At 71.6% G+C, this 22,150-nt stretch carries 18 protein-coding genes and 1 pseudogene; 9 read left to right on the top strand and 10 right to left on the bottom strand.

All coding sequences use genetic code 11. From position 1 onward, the window contains the following. The 4 genes from D474_RS0124260 to D474_RS0124245 form a co-directional block, all read right to left on the bottom strand. The coding region (locus tag D474_RS0124260; RefSeq protein WP_017616080.1) for an ABC transporter permease at positions 1-709 on the bottom strand (709 nt) is incomplete at its 3' end. Beyond that, complete coding sequence (locus D474_RS0124255; protein WP_017616079.1) at positions 706-1,809, bottom strand: ABC transporter permease; 1,104 nt, start codon at positions 1,807-1,809, stop codon at positions 706-708. The genes D474_RS0124255 and D474_RS0124260, both read right to left, overlap by 4 nt. Further along, the gene (locus D474_RS0124250) at positions 1,806-3,416 is read right to left on the bottom strand and encodes a sugar ABC transporter ATP-binding protein (RefSeq protein WP_017616078.1); all 1,611 of its coding nucleotides are present in this window, start codon (positions 3,414-3,416) and stop codon (positions 1,806-1,808) included. The genes D474_RS0124255 and D474_RS0124250 overlap by 4 nt, the downstream gene beginning before the upstream one ends. Then, positions 3,413-4,564: a Gfo/Idh/MocA family protein gene (locus D474_RS0124245; RefSeq protein WP_017616077.1), complete on the bottom strand. Its 1,152-nt coding sequence runs from the start codon at positions 4,562-4,564 to the stop codon at positions 3,413-3,415. Before D474_RS0124245 ends, D474_RS0124250 begins: the two co-directional genes overlap by 4 nt. Positions 4,565-4,679: 115 nt before the next feature. Here D474_RS0124245 and D474_RS0124240 point away from each other — a divergent pair, with 115 nt between their 5' ends. Beyond that, positions 4,680-5,897 carry an ROK family transcriptional regulator gene (locus tag D474_RS0124240; protein ID WP_026118764.1) on the top strand — a complete coding sequence of 406 codons (1,218 nt, stop codon included), beginning with the start codon at positions 4,680-4,682 and terminating at the stop codon, positions 5,895-5,897. Positions 5,898-5,922: 25 nt separating this feature from the next. On the opposite strand, the gene D474_RS0124235 is transcribed toward D474_RS0124240, so the two are convergent. The 3 genes from D474_RS0124235 to D474_RS0124225 form a co-directional block, all read right to left on the bottom strand. Next, positions 5,923-7,338, bottom strand: coding sequence for a DUF6177 family protein (locus D474_RS0124235; RefSeq protein WP_017616075.1), 1,416 nt, complete (start codon positions 7,336-7,338; stop codon positions 5,923-5,925). Positions 7,339-7,379: 41 nt separating this feature from the next. Further along, positions 7,380-7,739 (bottom strand): DUF6507 family protein, encoded by a 360-nt coding sequence (locus tag D474_RS0124230; protein WP_017616074.1) that lies wholly within the window; start codon positions 7,737-7,739, stop codon positions 7,380-7,382. Between the two features lie 198 nt (positions 7,740-7,937). Beyond that, positions 7,938-8,582, bottom strand: coding sequence for a DUF6069 family protein (locus D474_RS0124225; protein WP_017616073.1), 645 nt, complete (start codon positions 8,580-8,582; stop codon positions 7,938-7,940). A 91-nt stretch (positions 8,583-8,673) separates the two neighbouring features. On the opposite strand from D474_RS0124225, the gene alr reads away from it, so the two are divergent. The 6 genes from alr to D474_RS0124190 all read left to right on the top strand — a co-directional run bounded on the left by alr (position 8,674) and on the right by D474_RS0124190 (position 13,884). Continuing rightward, complete coding sequence (alr, locus tag D474_RS0124220; protein WP_017616072.1) at positions 8,674-9,801, top strand: alanine racemase; 1,128 nt, start codon at positions 8,674-8,676, stop codon at positions 9,799-9,801. Between the two features lie 124 nt (positions 9,802-9,925). Continuing rightward, positions 9,926-10,432 carry a tRNA (adenosine(37)-N6)-threonylcarbamoyltransferase complex ATPase subunit type 1 TsaE gene (gene tsaE, locus D474_RS0124215; RefSeq protein ID WP_017616071.1) on the top strand — a complete coding sequence of 169 codons (507 nt, stop codon included), beginning with the start codon at positions 9,926-9,928 and terminating at the stop codon, positions 10,430-10,432. Between the two features lie 11 nt (positions 10,433-10,443). Then, a complete protein-coding gene (gene tsaB / locus D474_RS0124210; protein WP_017616070.1) occupies positions 10,444-11,121 on the top strand; it encodes a tRNA (adenosine(37)-N6)-threonylcarbamoyltransferase complex dimerization subunit type 1 TsaB in 678 nt (225 codons plus the stop codon). Next, positions 11,118-11,588, top strand: a complete 471-nt coding sequence (gene rimI, locus D474_RS0124205; protein ID WP_017616069.1) for a ribosomal protein S18-alanine N-acetyltransferase — start codon at positions 11,118-11,120, stop codon at positions 11,586-11,588. Before tsaB ends, rimI begins: the two co-directional genes overlap by 4 nt. Beyond that, a complete protein-coding gene (gene tsaD, locus D474_RS0124200; RefSeq protein WP_017616068.1) occupies positions 11,585-12,619 on the top strand; it encodes a tRNA (adenosine(37)-N6)-threonylcarbamoyltransferase complex transferase subunit TsaD in 1,035 nt (344 codons plus the stop codon). Before rimI ends, tsaD begins: the two co-directional genes overlap by 4 nt. A 302-nt stretch (positions 12,620-12,921) precedes the next feature. Beyond that, entirely contained in the window at positions 12,922-13,884 is a 963-nt protein-coding gene (locus tag D474_RS0124190; RefSeq protein WP_017616067.1) for a zinc-binding dehydrogenase, read from the top strand. A 9-nt stretch (positions 13,885-13,893) separates the two neighbouring features. Here D474_RS0124190 and D474_RS0124185 read toward each other — a convergent pair whose 3' ends face one another. The 3 genes and pseudogenes from D474_RS0124185 to D474_RS29940 all read right to left on the bottom strand — a co-directional run bounded on the left by D474_RS0124185 (position 13,894) and on the right by D474_RS29940 (position 19,927). After that, entirely contained in the window at positions 13,894-15,852 is a 1,959-nt protein-coding gene (locus tag D474_RS0124185) for an aconitate hydratase (RefSeq protein ID WP_017616066.1), read from the bottom strand. Positions 15,853-16,251: 399 nt separating this feature from the next. Next, complete coding sequence (locus D474_RS0124175; RefSeq protein WP_017616064.1) at positions 16,252-18,324, bottom strand: hypothetical protein; 2,073 nt, start codon at positions 18,322-18,324, stop codon at positions 16,252-16,254. A gap of 345 nt (positions 18,325-18,669) precedes the next feature. Further along, positions 18,670-19,927: pseudogene (locus tag D474_RS29940) on the bottom strand (class I SAM-dependent methyltransferase). 228 nt (positions 19,928-20,155) lie between these two features. Here D474_RS29940 and groES point away from each other — a divergent pair. Next, positions 20,156-20,464 (top strand): co-chaperone GroES, encoded by a 309-nt coding sequence (gene groES, locus D474_RS0124165; RefSeq protein WP_017616062.1) that lies wholly within the window; start codon positions 20,156-20,158, stop codon positions 20,462-20,464. A gap of 120 nt (positions 20,465-20,584) precedes the next feature. Further along, on the top strand, positions 20,585-22,150 hold a 1,566-nt coding region (groL, locus tag D474_RS0124160), incomplete at its 3' end, for a chaperonin GroEL (RefSeq protein ID WP_017616061.1).

The following is a 22,150-nucleotide window of genomic DNA, read 5'->3' as shown; positions in this document are numbered from 1 at the left end:
GGAGCCCGGACAGGACGAACGCGGCGGTGCGCACCCGCCACACCCGCACACCCGAGAACGCGGCGGCGACGTCGTTGTCGCCGGTCGCCATGAGGGAGCGGCCGTAGGGCGAACGCATGAGCCAGACCGCCCCGGCCGCGGCCGCGGCGGCGATGAACAGCGCGTACGGCAGCTGGCCCAGGTAGGGGACGCCCTCGATGCCGCCCCGGCCCGCGAGCCGGAAGGCCTCGGAGAGCTCACCGGTGGGAGCCCCGCCGGTCCAGTACCGCACCGCGCCGAACAGGATCAGCATCGTGCCGAGCGTGGTGATGATCGACGGCACCTTCAGAACCGTCGTGACCAGCCCGTTGACCAGCCCCACCACCAGGCCGAAGGCGAGCATGAGCGCCAGTACCGGCAGGGTCCGGGACGCGTCGCCGTCGATGAGGCGGGCGGCGATCACCACCTGCGCGCCCACGAGCGAGCCCACCGACAGGTCGAACTCGCCGGAGACGATCACGAAGTACTGCCCGATCGCCAGCAGCACCAGCGGCGCCGCCATGCGGGCGAACGACATCAGCGGCGGGCCCTCGAAGAACGACGGGTTCTGCGTCGCGATGACGGCGAAGACCACCGCCAGCAGCAGGGCCACCGTTGCCGTGCCGCCGGACAGCAGCGACAGCGGGTTGCGGCGGGGCGTCCGGTGGGCCGCCGGCCGGGTCGCGCTCATCGTGCACCTCCCACGGCGGGTTCGGGGTCACGGGGGGCGGAACCGCCCGGTGGATCGGGGGAGTCCTCCGGCGGCGGTGCCCCGCCCGACGGGAACCGCACCCGCATCGCGGCCCGCGACAGCTGGCCGCGCGCGTACAGGGCCACGGCGGCGATGACGATGGTTCCGCGCAGCACGTCCTTGACGAAGGGGGCCACGGCCAACACGTTGAAGACCGTGTCGAGCGTGGCCAGGATCAGCACGCCCGCGATCGTCCCGGCCACGCCCCCGCGGCCGCCGAGCAGGTAGGTGCCGCCCAGGACGACCGCGGCGATCGCCTCGAGTTCGTAACCGTTGCCGTAGACCAGGGCGTTGCCGGTGCCGAAGCGCGCCGCCAGCAGCAGTCCGGCGACGCCGGCCAGCACCGAGCAGAGCACGTGCGCGGTGACCACGGGCGTGACCACCCGCACCCCGGACAGCCGCGCGACCTCCGCGTCACCGCCGACCGCGTACATGTGGTGGCCCAGGCGGGTGCGGACCAGTGCCCAGATCGCGGCGGCGGCCAGCGCGAGCATCACGACCGTCGAGACGGGCAGCAGCCCGATCCGGGCGTACCCGAACACCTGGAACGCGGCGGGGATGTCGCCGGCCGGGCCCTGGAAGTTGGTGTCCAGGTAGCCCTTGATGATCAGCCCCATACCGAGGGTCGCGATGAAGGGGTTGACCCTGAGCTTGGTGACCACCAGCCCGTTGGCCAGACCGATGAGGGCACACACCCCGAGCGCGGCGCCCACGCCCAGCGCGACCCGCCCGGGGTCGCCCGCCATGACGGTGGCGGCCACGACCGTGGACAGCGCCGCCACGTACCCCACCGACAGGTCGAGCGAGCGGCACAGGATCACCAGCGTCATGCCGATCGCCAGGAACCCCAGGAGGCTGGAGCGGGTGAGCAGGTCGACGGTGTTGGCGGGGGTGAACAGGTTCGCGCCCTGCGCCGAGACCAGCACCGCGCTCACGGCGAGGATCACCACGAGCGCCGCGTAGACCAGGCCGGTCGTGCCGACACGGGAGTAGAGGGAGCGGGGGGCTGGGAGGGAGGAGGAACCGGGGGAACGGGTCACGGCGCGGCCTCCTCGGGGTGCGGACGCGGGCCGTTCTCGGGCGGCCCGCCCATGGGCGGGCCGGCGCCCAGTGTGCGCGGGTCGTGGCGTTCCGGGTCCTGCTCGGGCGCCCCCTCCGGCGGGGCCCCTGTGGCCATCGCCATCACCGCCTCCTCGCTCGAACCGCCCGGGAGCTCGCCGGCCACCCGCCCGTCGTCGAGCACGACGAGCCGGTCCGACATCCCGATCAGCTCCGGCAGCTCGGAGGAGATGAGCACGATCGCCACACCCTCGGCCGACAGTTCCCGCATGAGCCGGTAGACCGCCTGCTTGGCGCCCACGTCGATACCGCGGGTGGGCTCGTCCATGACCATGACCCCGGGGTCGGCCGCGAGCCACTTGGCCAGCACGACCTTCTGCTGGTTGCCGCCCGAGAGGAACCGCACCTCCTGGCCGTGGCCGCCGCGCGCCACCAGCTCCAGGGAGTCGAGGATCCCGGGGAGGCGGCGGGAACGGCGGCGGGAACCCAGCGGCCACACCGCGTCCAGGGCCAGGCGGCCGTTGGCCAGGACGGACTGGTTCAGCGCCAGCCCCTGTGTCTTGCGGTCCTCGCTCACCAGGGCCACACCCGCACGCACGGCCCGGCGGGGCGACCGCGGGTCGACCCGGCGCCCGTCCACGCGGACCTCACCGCGGGTGAAGCGTTCCATGCCGAACAGGGCCCGGGCGATCTCTGTGCGTCCAGAACCCTGGAGCCCGGCCAGCCCCACGATCTCGCCGCCGCGCACGGTCAGGTCCACGCCGTCGACCTGCTCGTTCCCGCCGCCGCGTACGTCCAGGCGGACCTCGCCGACCCGGTCGTCGCGGGGCTCCACACGGCCCGGGAAGACCTGCGAGACCGGGCGGCCCACCATCGTGCGCACCAGCTCGGCCGGGCCGGTGTCCGCGGCCGGGACCGTGTCCACCCGGTGGCCGTCCTTGAGCACCGTGATGGTGGTGGCCAGGTCGAAGATCTCCTTGAGCCGGTGCGAGACGTACAGAAGCGCAACGCCGCGCTCGCGCAGCCGGGCGATGAGGCGGTAGAGCACTTCGACCTCGTGGTCGGCCAGCGAGGCGGTCGGTTCGTCCATGGAGATGATGCGCGCGTCCTGCGACAGGGCCTTGACGATCTCGACCACCTGCTGCTCGGCCACCGACAGCGACCGCACCTTGGCCCGGGGGGAGATGCCCTCCAGACCGAGGTCGTCGAGCAGGTCGCCGGTGGCGCGGTCCATCGCCCGCACGTCGACCCAGCCCCGGCGCCGGATCTCCCGGCCCAGGTGGACGTTGCCGGCGACGGTGCGTTCGGGCAGGAGATTGAACTCCTGGAAGACGGTGGCGACCCCCGCCCGCTGTGCCCGGACCGGGTGGTCGAAGGAGACCGGTGTGCCGTCGAGTTCGACGGTCCCCTCGTCGGCGCGGTGGACGCCGGCCAGCACCTTCATCAGGGTCGACTTGCCCGCCCCGTTCTCACCGACGAGCGCGTGCAGGTCGCCAGGGTACAGGTCCAGGTCCACGCCATGCAGCACACGCACGCCGAGGAACGACTTGGTGATGCCCTTCATCCGGAGCAGGGGCCGGTCGGTCACGGGCCATCCACCCCCGGGACGTCGACCCAGCCGCGTTCGCGGGCCGAGACCAGGACCGCCTCGGCCAGCACCGCGGTGCGCAGCCCGTCGGCGAAGACCGGCAGTCCGTCGGGCGACCCACCGGCCACTGCGGCTCCGGTGTCGGCGACCAGGGCGTTGAAGCAGTCCTGGTACCCCTGCGGGTGGCCGACCGGGACCTTGACCAGGCGCGCGGCGTCGGGGCTGAGCCCGGGATCGTCGCGGGAGACGATGCCGGTGCGTTCGCGGCCGCCGGCCCACAAGGTCTCGGGACGTTCCTGGTCGAAGGCGAGTGAGCCGTCGGTTCCGCTGACCTCGAGCACCAACTGGTTCTTTCGGCCGGGCGAGACCTGGCTGATCACCGAGGTTCCGACCATCCCTCCCGCGGTCGAGAACTGGAAGGCCACGAGGTCCTCGGTGGTCACCTGCCGGGCCCGCGTGCCGCGGGTCTCGGAGATCCGGGAGGTCTGGGCGCTGACCGCGGTGATGCGGTCGCCGGTGACGAACTCGAGCATGTCGCACCAGTGGGACCCGATGTCGCCGAAGGCCCGGGTGGGGCCGCCCAGCGCGGGATCGACGCGCCAGTTGTCCTCGGCGGGGTCGAGCAGCCAGTCCTGGAGGTAGCCGCCGTGGGCGAGGGTGAGCCGCCCGACCGACCCTCCGGCCACCCTGGCCCGGGCCTCCCGCGCCATGGGGTGGAAGCGGTAGACGAAGGGGACCACGGCCACCCGCCCGGACTCGTGTGCGGCGGTGACCAGTTCGCGGGCGATGGAGGACTCGGTGGCCAGCGGCTTCTCGCAGACCACGTGCTTGCCCGCCTCGAGCGCGGCCAGGCTGAACGGTGCGTGCAGGTGGTTGGGGGTGCACACGTGCACCACGTCGACGTCGTCGCGGCGGATGAGTTCGAGGGGATCGGCGTGGGTGCGGCCGATGCCGTGGGCGGTGCCGAAGCTCGCGGCCTTGTCGGCCGATGAGCCTGCGACCCCGACCACCTCGCCGCCGGTGGCCCGCACGGCGTGGGTGTGGGTCCGGCCCATGAAGCCCGTGCCGATCACGGCCGCCCGGTAGGTCTCCGGTACGGCCGCCACGGCGGAATCGGTGACTTCGCCCAGGCTTGTGACCTTTCTCACTGACATGTCCGGCAGATTACGCCGGACTTATGTCGAGCGTCAAGCATAAGTTGCCGGATCAAGGCAAGATAGATCCATGGCGGCCGATCAATAGATCCTGTGCTTCACTGGTCGCATGACGGAAGACACGCTGACCGGAACGGGGGACAGGGCTGTGACGGAGCTGCGAACCGCCGCGCCCGCGACGACGGCGCCAGGGGCCGGAACCCTGCTGCGCCTGCTGCGCGACGGACGCCCCCGCACCCGCTCCGAACTCGCCTCGGTGACTGGGCTCGCGCGCTCCACCGTCACCCAACGTGTTGACGCGCTCCTGGCCAGCGGCCTCATCGGGCCCTCCGGCGAGGCCGTCTCCACCGGCGGGCGCCCGCCCACGACCTTCTGCTTCCGGCCGGGCGCCCGTGTCGTCCTGGCCGCCGACCTCGGCGCCACCCACACCCGGATGGCCCTGACCGACATGTCGGGGGCGGTGCTGGCCGAGGACGGAATCGACCTCGAGATCGCCGCCGGGCCCGAGACCGTCCTGGACTGGGTCGTCGACCACGGCCGCACCCTGCTCGACCGCGTGGGGCGTTCCGAGGACGAACTCCTCGGCATCGGCCTGGGACTGCCCGGGCCCGTCCAGCACGCCACCGGCCGCGCCGTGAACCCGCCGATCATGCCCGGGTGGGACCACTTCGACGTGCCCGGTTACGTCAAGTCACGCCTGGACGTCCCGGTCCTGGTCGACAACGACGTCAACATCATGGCCGTCGGGGAACACCACGTCTCCTGGCCGGCCGCCAGCCACTTGATGTTCGTCAAGGTCGCCACCGGCATCGGCTGCGGCATCGTCAGCGAAGGACGCGTCTACCGGGGCGCCCAGGGCGCGGCCGGCGACATGGGCCACGTGNCCGACAACCCCTGCCGCTGCGGCAACACCGGCTGCCTGGAGGCCGTCGCCTCCGGCGCTGCCCTCGCCGAGGCGCTCACCGAACAGGGTGTGCCCGCCTCCGGCGCCCGCGAGGTCGTCGACCTGGCCCGAAGTGGTTCCGTCCCGGCGCTGCGCGCCCTGCGCCAGGCCGGCCGCGACGTCGGCGAGGTCCTCGCCGCGGCCGTCAACATGTTCAACCCGTCGGTGATCGTCATCGGTGGCGCCATGGCGCTGGCCGGAGACCACCTTCTCGCCGGGGTCCGCGAGATCATCTACCAGCGCTCGCTGCCCCTGGCGACCGAGCACCTGAGCATCGTCTCCTCCACCGCGGGGGAGGGCGCGGGCGTCGTGGGCGCGGCCGTCATGGTCATCGAGCACTGCCTCAGCCCCGGCTACGCCGACGCCCTCGTCACCCGCGTCTGAGGCGACGAGCGCGGCGCGCGGTCGATCAGGCGCGCTCGGAGGTCTGCGGCTGCATGTGCTCCAGCAGGTCGTGGAAGGTCTTCCAGCTGCCCGGTTCCACCCCGTCGCCGATCCGGAACCACAGGGTCGGTGTCAGAGGCGGGCCCAGGCGCACGGGCTCGACCGGGGCGGTCTCCACCGTCTTCCGGTCGACAGCCAGGACCCCCTCCGGGCCCACGGCGACCCCGACCGGGACCGAGACCCCCGCCCAGCGCGGGGCGTAGGTGAGGTCGGGGCGTCCCAGGGCCCGGTTCACCGTCACGCTCCGCAGCCCGTCCCGGGCGGCCAACTCGTCGATCAGGGACTCCAGAGCCTCCAGATCGGGCTCCTCACCGGGTGCGTGGCCGACGGTGAGCTCGACGTGCTCGTGCACGCCGTTCCTGTTGCGCGAGTACCGCAGTACACCGCTGAACGGCCGCACGTCGTCGCCGCCGGGCCCGTTCAGGAACACTGTGGTCGACCCCGGCGCACGCTTGCGCACCAGCCCCGTCATGCGGGCGCGGTCCCAGACCTCGTTCATGGGCTCGGCCACGCCCCATACCGCAGGGTGTGCCCCGGCCAGGCGCTGCGACACCAGCTCCACCAACTCGCCCAGTTCCAGTTCACCCGTGACGGGGTGGTCCAGGTGAACAGTCACCCGCAGCTGGGCGCCCAGGGGTTCGGCCGCTGACGCCCGGAACGCCTGATTGGGCCCCTCCTCCGGGTCGACGTCAGGGTTCCGGTCGAACCCGGTCTCCCGGTCCCACAGCAGGGGCAGACCGGTGAAACCGTCGTAGTACCGCGAGTCGGGGGCCTGTACCGCCCAGGTGGCGCCCGGTTGCGCGAACAGCCACCGCATCGCGTGCGTGAGTGTGCTCGTCGACGGGGTCAGGAGCTGCAGGCGCCGACCCTCCCGGCCGTGCTCGGCCAGGGCGTCGATCACCCATGCCGACAGCGGCACCACCGGCCGGTCCTGCACCAGGACCGCGCGTTCCTCCGTGGCCACACTCACCGCCGGGTGGTCGGTCGTACCCCACGGGTGCTCCTCGCCCCGCGGCAGGGACGACCGGGGCCTGACGACCACCCCGCCGCACTCCTGCACCAGATGGTCGGCGATCATGCGTCCGAGGTCCCCCGTGTCGCAGTCCCGTACCTCGGCACCGCGCACCTCCAGCCACAGGGGCCGGGCAGGGAGCGCGTCGCTCGTGCCCTCCCCGAGCAGGCGGTCCGCTTCGGCCGACAGCGGTAGTTCCTGGGACGCCTGCAACGCGATGACCAGGCGTCCGGAGTTCTCGAACAGGTACACGGCCGCACCGTCGGCGACGGGACGCACACGCAGGGCCGGGTTGGCCGCGCAGACCGCGTCGATGAGGATGCGGGAAGTGGGGGCGCGTTCGAGGAGGGCGACGACGTCGCGGCTCACGGGGGTTCTCCTCCGGGCTCAGGGGTGGTGGGGGCGGCGGGTCACCGGTTGTCGGCCGGCAGGGCGTTGGACTCGTCGATGGCCCCGGCGTCGTACTGGGCCTGCCGGGCCATCTCCTCGTCGCCGCTGATGTAGTGCGTGGTCGCGTCATGGGTGCCCTGGATCCCGCTGCCGGTCAGACTGAGCATGTCGGACACCATCTCGAGGTAGTGGCCGCCGAACTCGCCCAGGGCGATGGTGATGGGGGTGCTCTGGGTCCCCTGCTCCAACGACAGGAGGGTGGACTCGATGGACGTCAGGGATCCGGCGAGCCCGTCCGAGCCGTCCTCGTCACCCAGGAGCTCACCGGTCTCGCTCAGCACGGTGGAGACTTGCTGCGGGTCGATCTCGTAGTGGGCCACGTCGATCTCCTCGAGGGGCGGAAGAGGGGCAGGTACACATTCTCGGGCACTCGGGACACGATCGGGTCACCGGCCCTGTGCGTACCTGTGTGACGCAGGTTCCGGCGCGCGGGTTCTGCACGGGCCCGCACACGACGGTGGGGGTGGAGCCGGCCGGCTCCACCCCCACCTCTCACGTGTCTGGTGTGTCCCCCTGCCTCACTCCGGCCGGGGCCCGTCCTTGGCGCGTTCCTCCTCGGCGTCCTGGCGCCGGGCGCGCAGCTCCGCGGCACGGTACTCCTCCTGGCTCACGTCGGGGAGGATGCCCTCCTGTTGCAGCGCGGGCCCCTGCTCGGCCTGGTTCGGGTGTCCCTCGGGGGCGGCCGGGGCGTTGGGTGCGGTGGTCGGCGACTTCTCCTCGGCGGCCGGTGAGCGCACGACCGCGGTGCGGCCCACACTGCGCAGCAGCGTCACGATCGCGATACCGGCGACCAGGTTGATCACGGCGGTCGCCAGCTGGCTCGGGACCTCTGCGACCTGGCTGAACGGGGTGACGGCCGCGATCGCGACGGCCAAGCCCATGATCCAGCCGAAGAAGGTCAGCGCACGCGGCGCCGACAGCAACAGCATGTGCAGCAGCGCGGTTGCGACGAGCGCGATCGCGCCGGCCAGGAGAGCGTAGGCGGCGGTGCTCGTGTCACCGAGATACCCGGCCTCCTCGGGAGCGAGGACGGGGATGTCGAAGACACCGCGGAAGACGAGCGTTCCAGCGAGGACCACCAGTGTCGCGACGACGGCGGTGGCGAGCCCACCGGACCAGAGCCGAGAGACGTTGACGGCCCGTTCACTTCCGATTTCGCTCATACCGATTTCCCTCTTCAGGGCGTGAAATTCGGTCGAAAGGCACATACCCGCAGGTCTTCAGAGGTAACCCAGGCGTGGAAGACTGGAGGGTATGGCACACTTCGCGCGCGCCCGCGTCGATCTCGGAGCGCTCTCCGGCAATGCCCGGCTCCTGAAGGAGCGTGCGGGTGGCACCCCGCTCATGGGTGTCGTCAAGGCCGACGGCTACGGGCACGGCATGGTGCAGGCCGCCCACGCCATGCTCGCCGGCGGCGCCACCTGGCTGGGCACGGCCCACATCGGTGAAGGCCTCGAGCTGCGCCGCGCCGGTATCAGCGCGCCCGTGCTGTCCTGGATCATCCCGCCGGGCGAACCGGTCGGTGAGGGCATCGCGGCCGACCTCGACCTCGGCGTGAGCGACATGGCGGTCCTGGAGACGGTCGTGTCGGAGGCCCGACGACTCGACCGCACCGCCCGCGTCCAGCTCAAGACCGACACCGGGCTCAACCGCGGCGGGGTCTGCCCGGGCGACTGGGAGCGAGTCGTGGCGGCCGCCGCCCGCGCAGAGGCCGACGGGACCATCAAGGTCAGCGGTATCTGGTCGCACTTCGCCTGCGCCGACGAACCCGGCCACCCCTCCATCGCCCTGCAACTGGACGCCTTCCACGAGGCCCTGGCGACCGTCGACAAGGCCGGTCTGGAGCCCGAGGTGCGCCACATCGCCAACTCCGCGGCGCTCCTCACTCTGCCGGAGGCCCGCTTCGATCTCGTACGCGCTGGGATCGCGGGTTATGGACTGTGCCCGATCCCCGATCTCGACGTGCCCGGATTGCGTCCGGCGATGACCCTGGAGTCCCGCGTCGCCCTGACCAAGCGTGTCCCGCCCGACAGCGGCGTCTCCTACGGTCACCGCTACGTCACCGACCGCGAGACCTCCCTCGCCCTGGTGCCCCTGGGGTATGCCGACGGGGTGCCCCGCGCCGCCACCAACCGGGGCCCCGTCCTGCTCGGCGACCGGTCCCGCACCATCGCGGGAACAGTCTGCATGGACCAGTTCGTTGTCGATGTCGGGGACGACGACGTGTCGGCGGGGGAGTACGCGGTCCTCTTCGGCGACCCCTCCCGGCAACCCGGCGCCCCCACCGCACAGGACTGGGCCGCCGTGCTCGACACGATCCCCTACGAGATCGTCACCAGGGTCGGCGTCCGGGTCCCGCGCGAGTACACCGCGCTCCCCTGAGCCCGGGACCGGAGAACCGTCCGCACAGGTGCCGGACCCGCCATAACCTGGATCGGGGGCGCGAACCGCGGCCGCACGGCCCGAACCCGCCTCCCGACCACATCCGACACGAGCAGCGAGCCCCATGACAGAAGCGACATCCACCGCACACGGGGCCCACGCGCGCACGGTCGGCGCCGCCACCGACGACGCCATGCGCGATCTGGGCCGCGATCTGGCCGCCCTGACACGACCGGGCGACCTGCTCATCCTCTCCGGCCCCCTCGGTGCCGGGAAGACCACCTTCACCCAGGGCCTCGGCGACGGCCTCGGTGTGCGCGGGTCGGTCACCTCACCCACGTTCGTCATCTCCCGTATCCACCCCTCCCTCGTCGGCGGGCCCGCGCTCGTGCACGTGGACGCCTACCGCCTCTCCGGTGCCGACGAGATCGACGACATCGACCTCGACATGACCCTCCCCGACTCCGTCACCGTCGTGGAGTGGGGCGAGGACGTCGCCGAGGGCCTGGCGGAGGAACGGCTCGAGATCGACATCGAACGCCACCCCGACGACACCCGCACCGTCCACCTGCGCCCCGTGGGCGCCCGCTGGACCGGTGCCGAGCTGCCCGGCGAACCCGGGAACGGATAGGCAGGTCACCCGTGCTGCTCCTGGCCTTCGACACCGCAACACCGGCGGTCACCGCGGCGATCGGTGAGAGCGCGCCCGACGGCTCCTTCGCCCTGCGTGCCTCGGCCTCATCGGTCGACGCGCGCCGCCACGGCGAACTCCTCGCGCCGACGATCCGCGACATCACGACCGAGGCCGGACTCACCCCGGCCGACCTCGACGCGATCGCGGTCGGCATCGGCCCCGGGCCCTACACCGGCCTGCGGGTCGGACTCGCCACCGCGCACGCCCTCGCCGACGGGCTCGGCATCCCCTGCCACGGGGTCGCCACCCTGGACGCGTTGGCCCTGGCCACCGGGCGCACCGAGCCGTTCGTGGCGATGACCGATGCGCGTCGCAAGGAGGTCTTCTGGGCCCGCTACGACGACCACCGCACCCGTGTGGGCGAGATCGGGGTCGCCAGGCCGGCCGAGCTGGACACGGGCGGGCTCCCGCTGGTCGGCGACGGAGCGCGCATGTACGCCGACGTGCTCGGTGACGCAGCCGCCCGCCCCGAGCCGTTGCTTCCGGACGCCTCCGCCATGGCCGAGCTCGCCCTGGACCGCCTGCACCGTGGCGAGGCCCTGCCCGAACCCCTGCCGCTGTACCTGCGCCGCCCCGATGCCGCCGCCCCCGCCGGACCGAAGAAGGTGCGCCAGTGGGTGAAGTGAGCCCGGTGCGCCTGCGCCCCATGAACCTCGCCGACGTCGGCCCCGTCATGGCGCTGGAGAACGCCCTGTTCCCCGAGGACGCCTGGAGCCAGAACGTCCTGCTCAGCGAACTCGCCGAACCCAGCCGCCACTACGTCGTCGCCGAGTCCGACGGCGCGGTCGTGGGCTACGCGGGCCTGCGCGCGGTCCCGCCCGAGGGCGACGTGCAGACCATGGCCGTCGACCGGAAGCTGTGGGGCAGCGGAGTGGGCCGCGCCCTGCTCACCGAACTGCTCGACGAGGCCGGGCGGCGCGGCATCACCCACATGTTCCTGGAGGTGCGCGACGACAATCCGCGTGCCCAGAAGCTCTACTCCGACTTCGGCTTCGACCGGATCGGGGTACGGCGCGGCTACTACAAGGGCGCCGACGCGATCGTCATGCGCCGCGTCGACGAGGCCGGTTCCGGCCGGGAGGAGGACCGATGAGCGACCACCCGCTGATCCTCGGGATCGAGACCTCGTGCGACGAGACCGGTGTCGGTCTGGTGCGCGGACACGAACTGCTCGGTGACGAGGTCGCCTCCAGCGTCGAGCAGCACGTGCGCTTCGGCGGTGTCGTGCCCGAGGTGGCCAGCCGCGCCCACCTGGAGGCGATGGTGCCCACCGTCCAGCGGACCCTCGACTCCGCGGGGGTGAAGGCCGCCGACGTCGACGCCGTCGCCGTCACCGCGGGCCCCGGGCTCGCCGGTGCCCTCCTCGTGGGGGTCTCCGCCGCCAAGGCCTACGCCATGGCACTGGGCAAGCCCCTCTACGGCGTCAACCACCTCGTCGGCCACGTCGCCGTCGACCAGCTCGAGCACGGGCCGCTGCCCCAGCCGGCGATCGCGCTCCTGGTCTCGGGCGGGCACACCTCGTTGCTGCAGGTCAACGACCTGGCCACCGATGTGGTCTCGCTCGGCGACACCGTCGACGACGCCGCGGGCGAGGCCTACGACAAGGTCGCCCGCCTGCTCGAGCTGCCCTACCCCGGCGGCCCGCACATCGACAAGGCCGCGCAGCGCGGCAGCACGTCGGCGCTGCGGTTCCCGCGCGGCAAGTGGGGCGACGGCACCTACGACTTCTCCTTCTCGGGGCTGAAGACCGCCGTGGCCCGCCACGTCGAGGACGCGGACCGGTACGGGAACCCGCTCGTGGTCGCCGACATCGCCGCGGCCTTCCAGGACTCGGTCGTGGACGTGCTCACCCGCAAGGCCGTCGACGCCTGCGTGGAGAACGGCGTCAGCACCCTCGTCATCAGCGGCGGTGTCGCGGCCAACTCCGCGCTGCGCGCCCTGGCCGAGCAGCGCTGCGCCGAGGCCGGTGTCGAACTGCGCATTCCGCGCCCGCGCCTGTGCACCGACAACGGGGCGATGATCGCCGCGCTCGGTGCTGAGGTCGTGGCCGCCGGCCTGCCGCCTTCGTCGCTCGACCTGGCCACCGACACCTCGCTCCCGGTCTCCATGCCTCTCGCGGTCTGAGCGCCCCGGCCTCTGACACCATCGGGGAGGCCCCTGAGCAGGACGGGCCGCCGCCCCGCACCGCAGCAACCGGAGAAGAGGCACAGACCGGACGTGAGTACCGTACTGCTGATCGCGATCGCCCTCTGCGTCTTCATCGCCGTCATGAGCGGCGTGAAGGCCAAGAGGAAGAGGTGACCGGAGCACCCGCCGGAACGCGTGCCGCGTCCTTGCGGGTGTGATTCGCGGGGTGGCTGACCGGCGTGCCCGTGCAGCTGCCCCGGGCCTGGAACCATTCGCCGGCGTGTGATGGGGTGCCGGGTATGTTCGCGATCACAGCAGCACGATTCGACACCGAGGACCCGGTCTCCGCGCTCGAGGACGGGCAGCGCCCCGACCCAGAACCGCGCGAGGGGTGGACGACCGTCCGCGTGAAGGCCACCTCCCTCAACCACCACGACCTGTGGAGCCTGCGCGGTGTGGGCCTCAATGAGGACCAGCTCCCCATGGTCCTGGGCTGCGACGCCGCAGGGGTGGACGAGGACGGCAACGAGGTCGTCGTGCACGGCCTCGTCGGCGACCCCACGGCCGGCGGTGTCGAGGCCGGCGTGAAACCCTCCCTGCTCTCCGAGGTCTATGACGGCACCTTTGCGGAGAAGGTGCTCGTGCCCCGCCAGAACCTCGTGCCCAAGCCCCCGGAGCTCTCCTTCGAGGAGGCCTCCTGCCTGCCCACCGCCTGGCTGACCGCCTACAGCATGCTCTTCGGCAAGGCCGACCTGAACCCCGGTTCTTCGATCCTGGTGCAGGGCGCCGGCGGCGGGGTCTCGGCCGCGCTCATCACCCTGGCCTCCCACGTGGGGCACCGCGTGTACGTGACCAGCCGCAGCGAGGAGAAGCGGGAGCGGGCCCGTGGCCTGGGCGCGCACGCCGTCCTGGCCTCCGGCGAGCGCCTCCCCGAGCGGGTCGACGCGGTCTTCGACTCCGTCGGCCAGGCCACCTGGAAGCACTCGCTGCGCGCCGTCAAGCCCGGCGGTGCGATCCTCACCTGCGGCGCGACCAGTGGCGACGCCCCCTCGGCGGAGCTGAAGCGGGTCTTCTTCCTGCAGCTGCGGGTGATCGGGTCGACCATGGGCACCAAGCCGGAGCTGGAGGCTCTGACCCGCATGCTCGCTGCGACCGGCCTCCGCCCCGGCATCGACCGGGTCCTGCCTCTGGACCGCGCGAAGGAGGGTTTCCAGGCCATGGCGGAGGGCGACCTCTTCGGCAAGGTCGTCTTCACCGTCTGACCTGCGGGATCAGCTCAACTCTCTCCTCATCAGGGGGATCTCGCCACCGGCGAGCACCGAGTCCACCTGGTGGGGAGAGAGGTTGTGGCGCAGCTCGTAGCGTTCGCCCGAGTCACGTCCCACCGCCGTCAGCGGCCCGCCGGAGGCCAGGGCGTCGCGCAGGCCGTCCAGGACCAGCACGTCGCCGGCCGAGATGCGGTCGTGGTCGGCGGGGTCGGTGAACTCCAGCGCCAGTACCCCGAAGTTGGCCAGGTTCTGCCAGTGGATGCGCGCGTACGACTTCGCGATGACCGCGTGCAGACCCAGGTAGCGGGGTGTGATGGCGGCGTGCTCGCGCGAGGACCCCTGGCCGTAGTTCTCCCCGCCCACGATGATGTGGCCGGTCGTGTCCGCGGTCGCCGCCGCCCGCTGCGGGTAGTCGGGGTCGATCTGCGTGAACGTGAACTCGGCCAGCTTCGGGATGTTGGAACGGAACGGCAGGGCGCGTGCCCCGGCCGGGGAGATCTCGTCGGTCGAGACGTCGTCCCCGGTCTTGAGCATCACGGGCGCCTCGATACGGTCCGGGAGCTCGGTCAGGTCGGGAAGGGCGGAGATGTTCGGCCCCTTCACCAGCTCCTCCTCGCGGGCCTCCTCCGGTGAAAGCGGTGGCACGAACATCGCCGTGTTCACCGTCGCCGGGTCCGGCTGCTCGGGGCGCGGGTACTCCATCCCGAGCTCGTCCGCCAGGTCGCGCGGGTCGGTGATGACACCGGTCAGTGCCGACGCGGCCGCGGTCTCGGGCGAGCAGAGCCAGACCGAGTCCTCCTTGGTCCCCGAACGCCCCGGGAAGTTGCGGGGGAACGTGCGCAGCGAATTGCGGCCCACCGCGGGCGCCTGCCCGATCCCGATGCATCCCAGGCACCCGGCCTGGTGGATGCGCGCGCCCGCGTTGATCAGGGCGAGAACCGCGCCGGCCTTGGTCAGGTCGGACAGCGTCTGCCTCGACGACGGGTTGACGTCGAAGCTCACGGAACTGTCGGTCTGCCGCCCGCGCACCATCTCCGCGGCTACCGCGAAGTCGCGGTGGCCCGGGTTGGCCGACGACCCGATCACGACCTGGCTGACCTCCCGTCCCGACACTTCGCGTACCGGAACCACGTTGCCCGGCGAGGACGGCGCAGCGATCAGCGGTTCGACCCGCGACAGGTCGATGTGCTCGTGGTCGTCGTACTCGGCCCCCGGGTCGGCGGCCAGCTCACGGAAGTCGTCCTCTCGCCCCTGCGCGCGCAGGAACGACCGCACCGCGTCGTCGGAGGGGAACACGGTTGTCGTCGCGCCCAGCTCCGCGCCCATGTTCGCGATGACGTGGCGGTCCATGGCGGTGAGTGTCTCGACTCCGGGCCCGTGGTACTCGATGATCCGGTTCACGCCGCCGGAGACACCGTGGCGGCGCAGCATCTCCAGGATCACGTCCTTGGCCGAGCTCCATTCGGGGAGTTCGCCGTCGAGGTACACACCCCAGATGCGGGGCATACGCAGGCGCAGTGGACGCCCGGCGATCGCCAGCGCCACCTCCAGGCCACCGACCCCGATCGCGAGCATGCCCAGGGACCCGGCCGCGCAGGTGTGGGAGTCGGAACCGACCATCGTGGCGCCCGGGATCCCGAACCGCTGCATGTGGGTCGGGTGGGACACTCCGTTGCCGGCCTTGGAGTACCAGAGCCCGTAGCGCCGACACCCGGAGTGGAGGAACGTGTGGTCCTCGGCGTTCTTCTCGTCGGCCTGGAGCAGGTTGTGGTCCACGTACTGGACACTGCGCTGCGTGGCCGCCCGGTCCAGGCCCAGTGCCTCCAGCTCCTGCATGACGAGGGTGCCGGTCGCGTCCTGGGTGAGCGTCTGGTCGACGGCGATCCCGATCTCCTCACCGGGGACCATGTCGCCCCAGGCCAGATGGTCGCCGATCAGCTTGTGCGCAACGGTGCGTGCCATGTGCGCGCCTCCCTACCGCCGAGGTGGTGTGGCTTCGCTGAGGGGCTCGACCCGTTCCCTACCCGCCCACCGGCGCAGGAACGCGTCCGCGCGCCTGAGTCATGACGCACGATGGACACCGACGGCCATGAGGATCGTGAATGACCGGGAGCCCGGAGGAGGGCCTCGGGGACCTGCCCGATGCTGTCGTCGACGATCGTGAGGAGGTCGTCGTACCGGGGCAGGTCGCGAGCCGGTGGTGATGCTTCCCCTGTCCGGGTACGAGGCGTTCGGGGAGGTGCTCCACCTCCTGCGCAGCCCGGAGAATGCTCTTCGCCTGTTCGGGGCCATCGATGAACTCGAACGCGCATGGAACGGGGCCCGGCCGCGCGGTGCGGCCGGGCCCCGTCGGGCGAGTGGCTACTCGTCGTCCTCGTCGTCGTCGCTGCGGCGCTTCTTCTTGCCGTCGCGGCCCGGACGCAGCAGCGCCTCGGCGAGCGCGAGCACGGTCTCCTCGAGGGAGGCCAGGCGCTTGCTCATGTCGTCGTGGGAGTTCTCCACCGCCTCGCTGACGGTCTCCTCGAACTCACGGCGGTCCGGGCGCTGCTTGAGCTCGCGCAGGACGGGTTCCACGGCGGAGGTGACGTGGGAGTCGATCTCGTCGAGCTTGTCGGTGTTGTCGACGAGCGGGCGCTCCACCAGCTCGGTGAGGCGTCGGTGCAGCTCGCTGACCTCCATGGTCTGCGGGAGCTGGTTGAGGCGCTGGTTGAGGGCCTCGAGCCGGTCGTCGATGGCCTCCATACGCCCGTCGACGCCCTCGAAGTGCCCGCTGACACCCTCGAACTGGCCCTCGACGCCGTTGACGCGCCCGTTGAGCCCGTCCAGGCGCCCGTCGACCCGGTCGAGCTTGCCCTCGACCGCCTCGAAGCTGCCCTCGAAGTGCCCCTCGAAGGTGTCGAAGCGGTCGGTGAGCCGACCCAGTTCGTGGTCGACCTTGCCGGTGATCTGTGACAGATGCGAGTCGACCTTGCCGGTGAGGGACTCGCGCTGGCGCTCCAGGCGCTCGTCCAGGGCGGTGCGGTGCGTCTCGACCTGCTCGGTGAGCGCCTCGGTCAGGGACCGGTGGCGTTCGGCGTCCTCGTCGGCGGAACGGTCGGTGCGCTCCTCCACGAACGTGCGCAGCTCGGCGAGATCGGCGGCGACCTTCTCCGCGTCCTCGGCGACCCGCGTCGACAGGGAGTCCGTGCGCTCGGTGAGGGTTTCGCGCAGCCGCTCGGCGGCGGCCTCGTCCTGCTCGCGGGCCTCGGTACGGGCCAGCTCCATCTGCTCGGTCACCTCGGACAGGCGCTGACGCAGGTGCGCGCGCAGGTCGTTGAGGGAGGACTCGTGGGTCTGGCGGATCTTGGCCAGCGAACCGGTCAGGTCCGCGACGGCAGCAGTGGCCTCGGCGTGGTTCTCCTCGGCGAGGGTGCTGAGCTCGCCCACGCTCTCGGGGAGCCGGTCGTGGCGTTCCTTGGCGGCCTCGGCCCGCTCGTCCAGGCCGGTGTGCAGCGCCTCGTGGCGCTCCTTCTCGGCCGTGGAGAGGGCCTCGAGCTCCTCGGCGAGCTTCGTGGTGCGCTCACCCAGCTCGCCGGTGTTCTCCTGCAACCGCTCCAGAAGCGTGGAGTGCTGCTCGGCGGTTCGCTCCTCGACGAACGTGCGCAGTTCCGCGGCGGCGGTGTCGAGCTTGCCGGTGACGTCCTCGCCCAGCTGGGTGCCGGCGGCCGACAGGGCGTCGCGGGCCTCGGCCAGAGCCGTGGAAAGCGCCTCGCGGCCCTCCTTGACGGCCTCGGCGAGCTCGTCCTTGCCGTTGGTCAGCGACTCGGTGATCGCGTCCTTGTTCTGCGCGAGGGCTTCGGTGAGCGTCTCGTGCCGCTCGCCGGAGGACTCGCTGAGGGTGTTGAGCGTGGCCTCGACCGCCTCGGTGCGCTCCGACAGCGAGGCCAGGGCCTCGTCCAGGGAGGTCAGGCGGGTCTCGACGGTCTCGCTCAGGCCGGACAGCCGCTCACCGAGCGCGTCGACCTGCTCAGCCGTCTTGTTGCCGGTCTCGGCCATGCGCTGGAGGCGGGTGAGGGCGGTGTCCAGGTGCCCGGCGACGCGGTGGGTGTCGGCGCGCAGCGACGGCAGGTCAGCGAGGGGTTTGACCTGTTGCCCGACGAGCTCGATGTGCTCCGCGAGGGTCTCGGCCCACTCCGGGGGACGGGCGAGGAAATCGTCGATACGGCCGTCGACCTTGTCGATCGACTCGGCCAGGGAGTTCAGCTCGCGCTCGCGCAGTTCGCGCAGCAGCCACTCCATGCCCTCCAACCGCTGGCGCATCTCCTCGCTGACCGCCCCCTGGGACTTCTGCTCGGAAGTGTGCTCCTGCGCGGCCTGGGAGAGAAGGTCGCGCATCCGGTCGGAGATCCCGGCCTGACCTCCCCCGTTGAGGAAGTTGTGATTGGTCTGTTCCACCGAGGTGCTCCTTATGGTTTCGGCGCTCCCGAACACGCCCGGGGAGTGGACGAATGGTCCGGGCGGTCGGGACTCTCGATGCTCCCCGGGGCGGGCTCCGCCCCGCACAGGTACCGCCGCACTGTGACGCAAGTGTGACTGAGGGTGTTAAGTGCGGGCAGGATGGCTGAGCCGGTCGAACCGCGTCGCGGGTCGCTCAATGGGGCCTTCCGGGGGAATCCATGAGAAGGGAAGGGTTCGTGTCCAAGCCTAACCAACGCGGGCCCTCCACCCCCAGGGGGCGCAGGAACTTCCGCCCTTCTCGCATAACGATCCGGAACGCCCGTGGTCCAGGGGCTTGCGTCCTCACTCCACTTCGCGGCAGACCAGCGCCCAAGGACGGTCCCCGACCCGGGTCAGGACCACCGTCGCCGCCTCCGGGCCGGACGGTCTCAGGTCGCGCCGCAGCCGCTCGGTGTCCACCGCCGACCCGCGCTTCTTGACCGTCACGGTCCCCACCCCGCGTTCACGCAGCGCCGCCCGGAGCTTCTTCAGGGAGAACGGCATGACCGCGTCGATCTCCAGCACCCGCCACAGCGGCGAGACCTCGGATCGGTCGGCGGTGAAGTAGGCGATGCGCTCGTCCAGCAGCGCGCCGTCCACCCGCGCCGCCGCTTCCGCGACCAGGTGCGAGCGGACCACGGCCGGGTCCGGGTCGTACAGGAACCGTCGCGCCCCGGCCACCGGTGCTGGCCCCGCGTCCGGATCGGCCTCCAGTTGGGCGATCTCCCCCTCGCGCTCGCGCAGGCCCGGGCGCTCGTGCAGCACGGTCGCGCGACGTCGGGGGTCCTCTGCGAGCGCCCCGAACCACAGCGCGGCCTCCTTCAGCTCGCCGTCCACCGAGATCCACTCGGCCGAGGCCTCCTCCGGGAGTACCTCGTGGGGGAGGCCGGGTGCCGCCTTCAGGCAGGCCGCCTCCGATCCCTGCGCGAGCTCCACGGCCGTGCCCCACGGCGGGGAGTAGGACTCGGGGTCGAACACGCGCCCGCGCCCGCCCCGGCGTGCGGGATCGCAGCACAGCGCCGGGTGCCGCCCGGGTTCGACGGCGCTGACNCCCGCCCCCCTGCCGTACCGAGGCGAGGTCCTCCAGTCCCAGCGCCGCGATGTTGGCTCGCGCCACTGCCACCGTCAGCGGGTCCAGGTCGATGCCTTCGACCGCAACCCCGCGTTCGGCGAGTGCGAGCAGGTCGGAGCCGATGCCGCAGCACAGGTCACCGGCCGGGCGGGAGCCGGAGAGTTCCACGCCCGCCGCGGCAATGCGCCCGGCCCGGTAGGCGGCCACGCTCGCCCGGGTGGCCTGTTCTGCACCGTCGGGGGTGAAGAACATCGAGGTCGCGCGGTCCCCGAACTTGGCCTGTGCGCGTTCACGGAGGGTGATCTGGGTGAGGAGTGCGTTGACCAGGTCGGAAACGGGTAGGTCCGGGGCCAGCGCGGTGACGGCGGGCTCCGTGCGCAGGCGCGAGGCCACCGTGAGGCGGTCCTTCGCCGCCTCCGCCGGGTCGATCCCTCCCAGGACCTCCCGCCCCGCCTCGGTGAGCAACGCCTCGAACGCGGCCGCGTGCATGGATCCCCCCGTGGGCGGTTTCTGTGGTGGTGAGTGAGGCTCCCCCGTCGGGGATCACGGTCACATTTCCATTCTGGCACTCTCGGGGGTAGAGTGCTAACCGCGACGAGGCCGGTCTGGCACCCGCGACGACAGGCCGCCGCGGTCGCCCCTTTTTCTCGTAGACGGTCCGCGTCCCCGCGGGCCGCAGTGCAAGTCACCAGAACCTGTGAAGGGGGAGGTCAGACAGTGTCGACCGCCACCAAGACCGTGCTGAAGCCGCTCGAGGACCGCGTCGTGGTCAAGACCCTGGAGGCTGAGCAGACCACCGCGTCCGGCCTGGTCATCCCGGACACCGCCAAGGAGAAGCCCCAGGAGGGCGAGGTCCTGGCCGTGGGCCCGGGCAAGCTCGACGACAAGGGCAGCCGCGTCGCGCTCGACGTCAACGTCGGCGACGTCGTTCTCTACAGCAAGTTCGGCGGCACCGAGGTCAAGTACGAGGGCGAGGAGTACCTGGTCCTCTCCGCGCGCGACCTCCTCGCGGTCGTCGAGAAGTAAGCCGCAGCGGCGCCCCGCGCCGCACCACGGATCACGCATCCCGCATCCGGTCGGCCCTCTGCCGGGCGGGGCGGGATGCTTTCTTTCTTCTCACCACCGGCCCGACGAGGAGTCACACCCATGGCCAAGATTCTTGAGTTCGAGGACGACGCCCGCCGCGCGCTCGAGCGCGGCGTCGACCGTCTCGCCGACGCCGTCAAGGTGACGCTGGGCCCGCGCGGCCGCAACGTCGTCATCGACAAGAAGTTCGGCGCCCCCACCATCACGAACGACGGTGTGACCGTCGCCCGTGAGATCGAGCTGGACGACCCCTACGAGGACCTGGGGGCCCAGCTGGTCAAGGAGGTCGCCACCAAGACCAACGACGCCGCCGGCGACGGCACCACCACCGCCACCGTGCTGGCCCGGTCCCTCGTCCGCGAGGGTCTGCGCAGCGTGGCCGCCGGTGCCTCCCCGATGTCCCTGAAGAAGGGCATCGACTCCGCCGCCGAGCACGTCGCCAAGACCCTGGTCGAGCGCGCCGTGCCGATCGAGGAGCGCGAGGACATCGCCTACGTGGCGACCAACTCCGCCCAGGACGACCAGATCGGCGAGCTCATCGCCGAGGCCTTCGACAAGGTCGGCAAGGACGGCGTCATCACCGTCGAGGAGGCGCCCACCTTCGGTCTCGACCTCGACTTCACCGAGGGCCTCCAGTTCGACAAGGGGTACGTCTCCCCGTACTTCGTCACGGACAACGACCGCCAGGAGGCGGTCCTGGACGACGCGCTGATCCTGATCCACCAGGGCAAGATCAGCAGCCTCAACGACCTCCTCCCGCTGCTTGAGCAGGTCCTGCAGAACAAGAAGCCGCTGCTGATCATCGCCGAGGACATCGAGGGCGACGCCCTGGGTGCCCTGGTGCTGAACAAGATGCGCGGCACGCTCGACGTCGCCGCCGTCAAGGCGCCCGGCTTCGGCGAGCGCCGTAAGGCCATGCTGCAGGACATCGCCGTTCTCACCGGCGGCCAGGTCATCGCCGAAGAGGTCGGTCTGACCCTGCAGAACGCCGGTATGGAGACCCTCGGCCGTGCCCGTCGCATCACCGTCACCAAGGACGACACCACCATCGTCGACGGTGCGGGCGAGCAGAGCGAGGTCGACGACCGCGTCCGCCAGATCCGCGGTGAGATCGAGAACAGCGACTCCGACTGGGACCGCGAGAAGCTCCAGGAGCGCCTCGCGAAGCTGGCCGGCGGTGTCTCCGTCCTGCGGGTCGGCGCGGCCACCGAGGTCGAGCTCAAGGAGAAGAAGCACCGCCTCGAGGACGCCATCTCGGCGACCCGCGCGGCGATCGAGGAGGGCATCGTCGCCGGCGGCGGTGCCTCCCTGGTGCACGCGGCCAAGTCCCTGGAGGGCCTGGGCCTGGACGACGACGCCCGGACCGGTGCCGACATCGTGCGCCGCGCCCTGGTCGAGCCCGCCCGTTGGATCGCCGAGAACTCCGGCGCCGAGGGTTACGTCGTCACGCACCGCATCTCCGAGCTGGAGGTGGGCCACGGGTACAACGCCTCGACCGACTCCTACGAGGACCTCACTGCCCAGGGCATCCTCGACCCGGTCAAGGTCACCCGTTCGGCTGTGCAGAACGCCGCGTCCATCGCGGGCATGCTCCTGACCACCGAGGCGCTGGTCGTGGACAAGCCC

Origin of the sequence: Nocardiopsis salina YIM 90010 (assembly GCF_000341025.1) — a bacterium.
Taxonomy (GTDB): Bacteria; Actinomycetota; Actinomycetes; order Streptosporangiales; family Streptosporangiaceae; genus Nocardiopsis; species Nocardiopsis salina.
Note: the sequence above shows the minus strand (reverse complement) of the source record. Positions and strands in the feature narration are given on the sequence as shown.

Bases quoted from the DNA above. Each gene is read 5' to 3' on its own strand.
- D474_RS0124225 (WP_017616073.1), bottom strand. From the start codon at position 8,582: ATGAGCGAAATCGGAAGTGAACGGGCCGTCAACGTCTCTCGGCTCTGG.
- alr (WP_017616072.1), top strand. From the start codon at position 8,674: ATGGCACACTTCGCGCGCGCCCGCGTCGATCTCGGAGCGCTCTCCGGC.
- tsaE (WP_017616071.1), top strand. From the start codon at position 9,926: ATGACAGAAGCGACATCCACCGCACACGGGGCCCACGCGCGCACGGTC.
- tsaD (WP_017616068.1), top strand. From the start codon at position 11,585: ATGAGCGACCACCCGCTGATCCTCGGGATCGAGACCTCGTGCGACGAG.
- D474_RS0124190 (WP_017616067.1), top strand. From the start codon at position 12,922: ATGTTCGCGATCACAGCAGCACGATTCGACACCGAGGACCCGGTCTCC.
- D474_RS0124185 (WP_017616066.1), bottom strand. From the start codon at position 15,852: ATGGCACGCACCGTTGCGCACAAGCTGATCGGCGACCATCTGGCCTGG.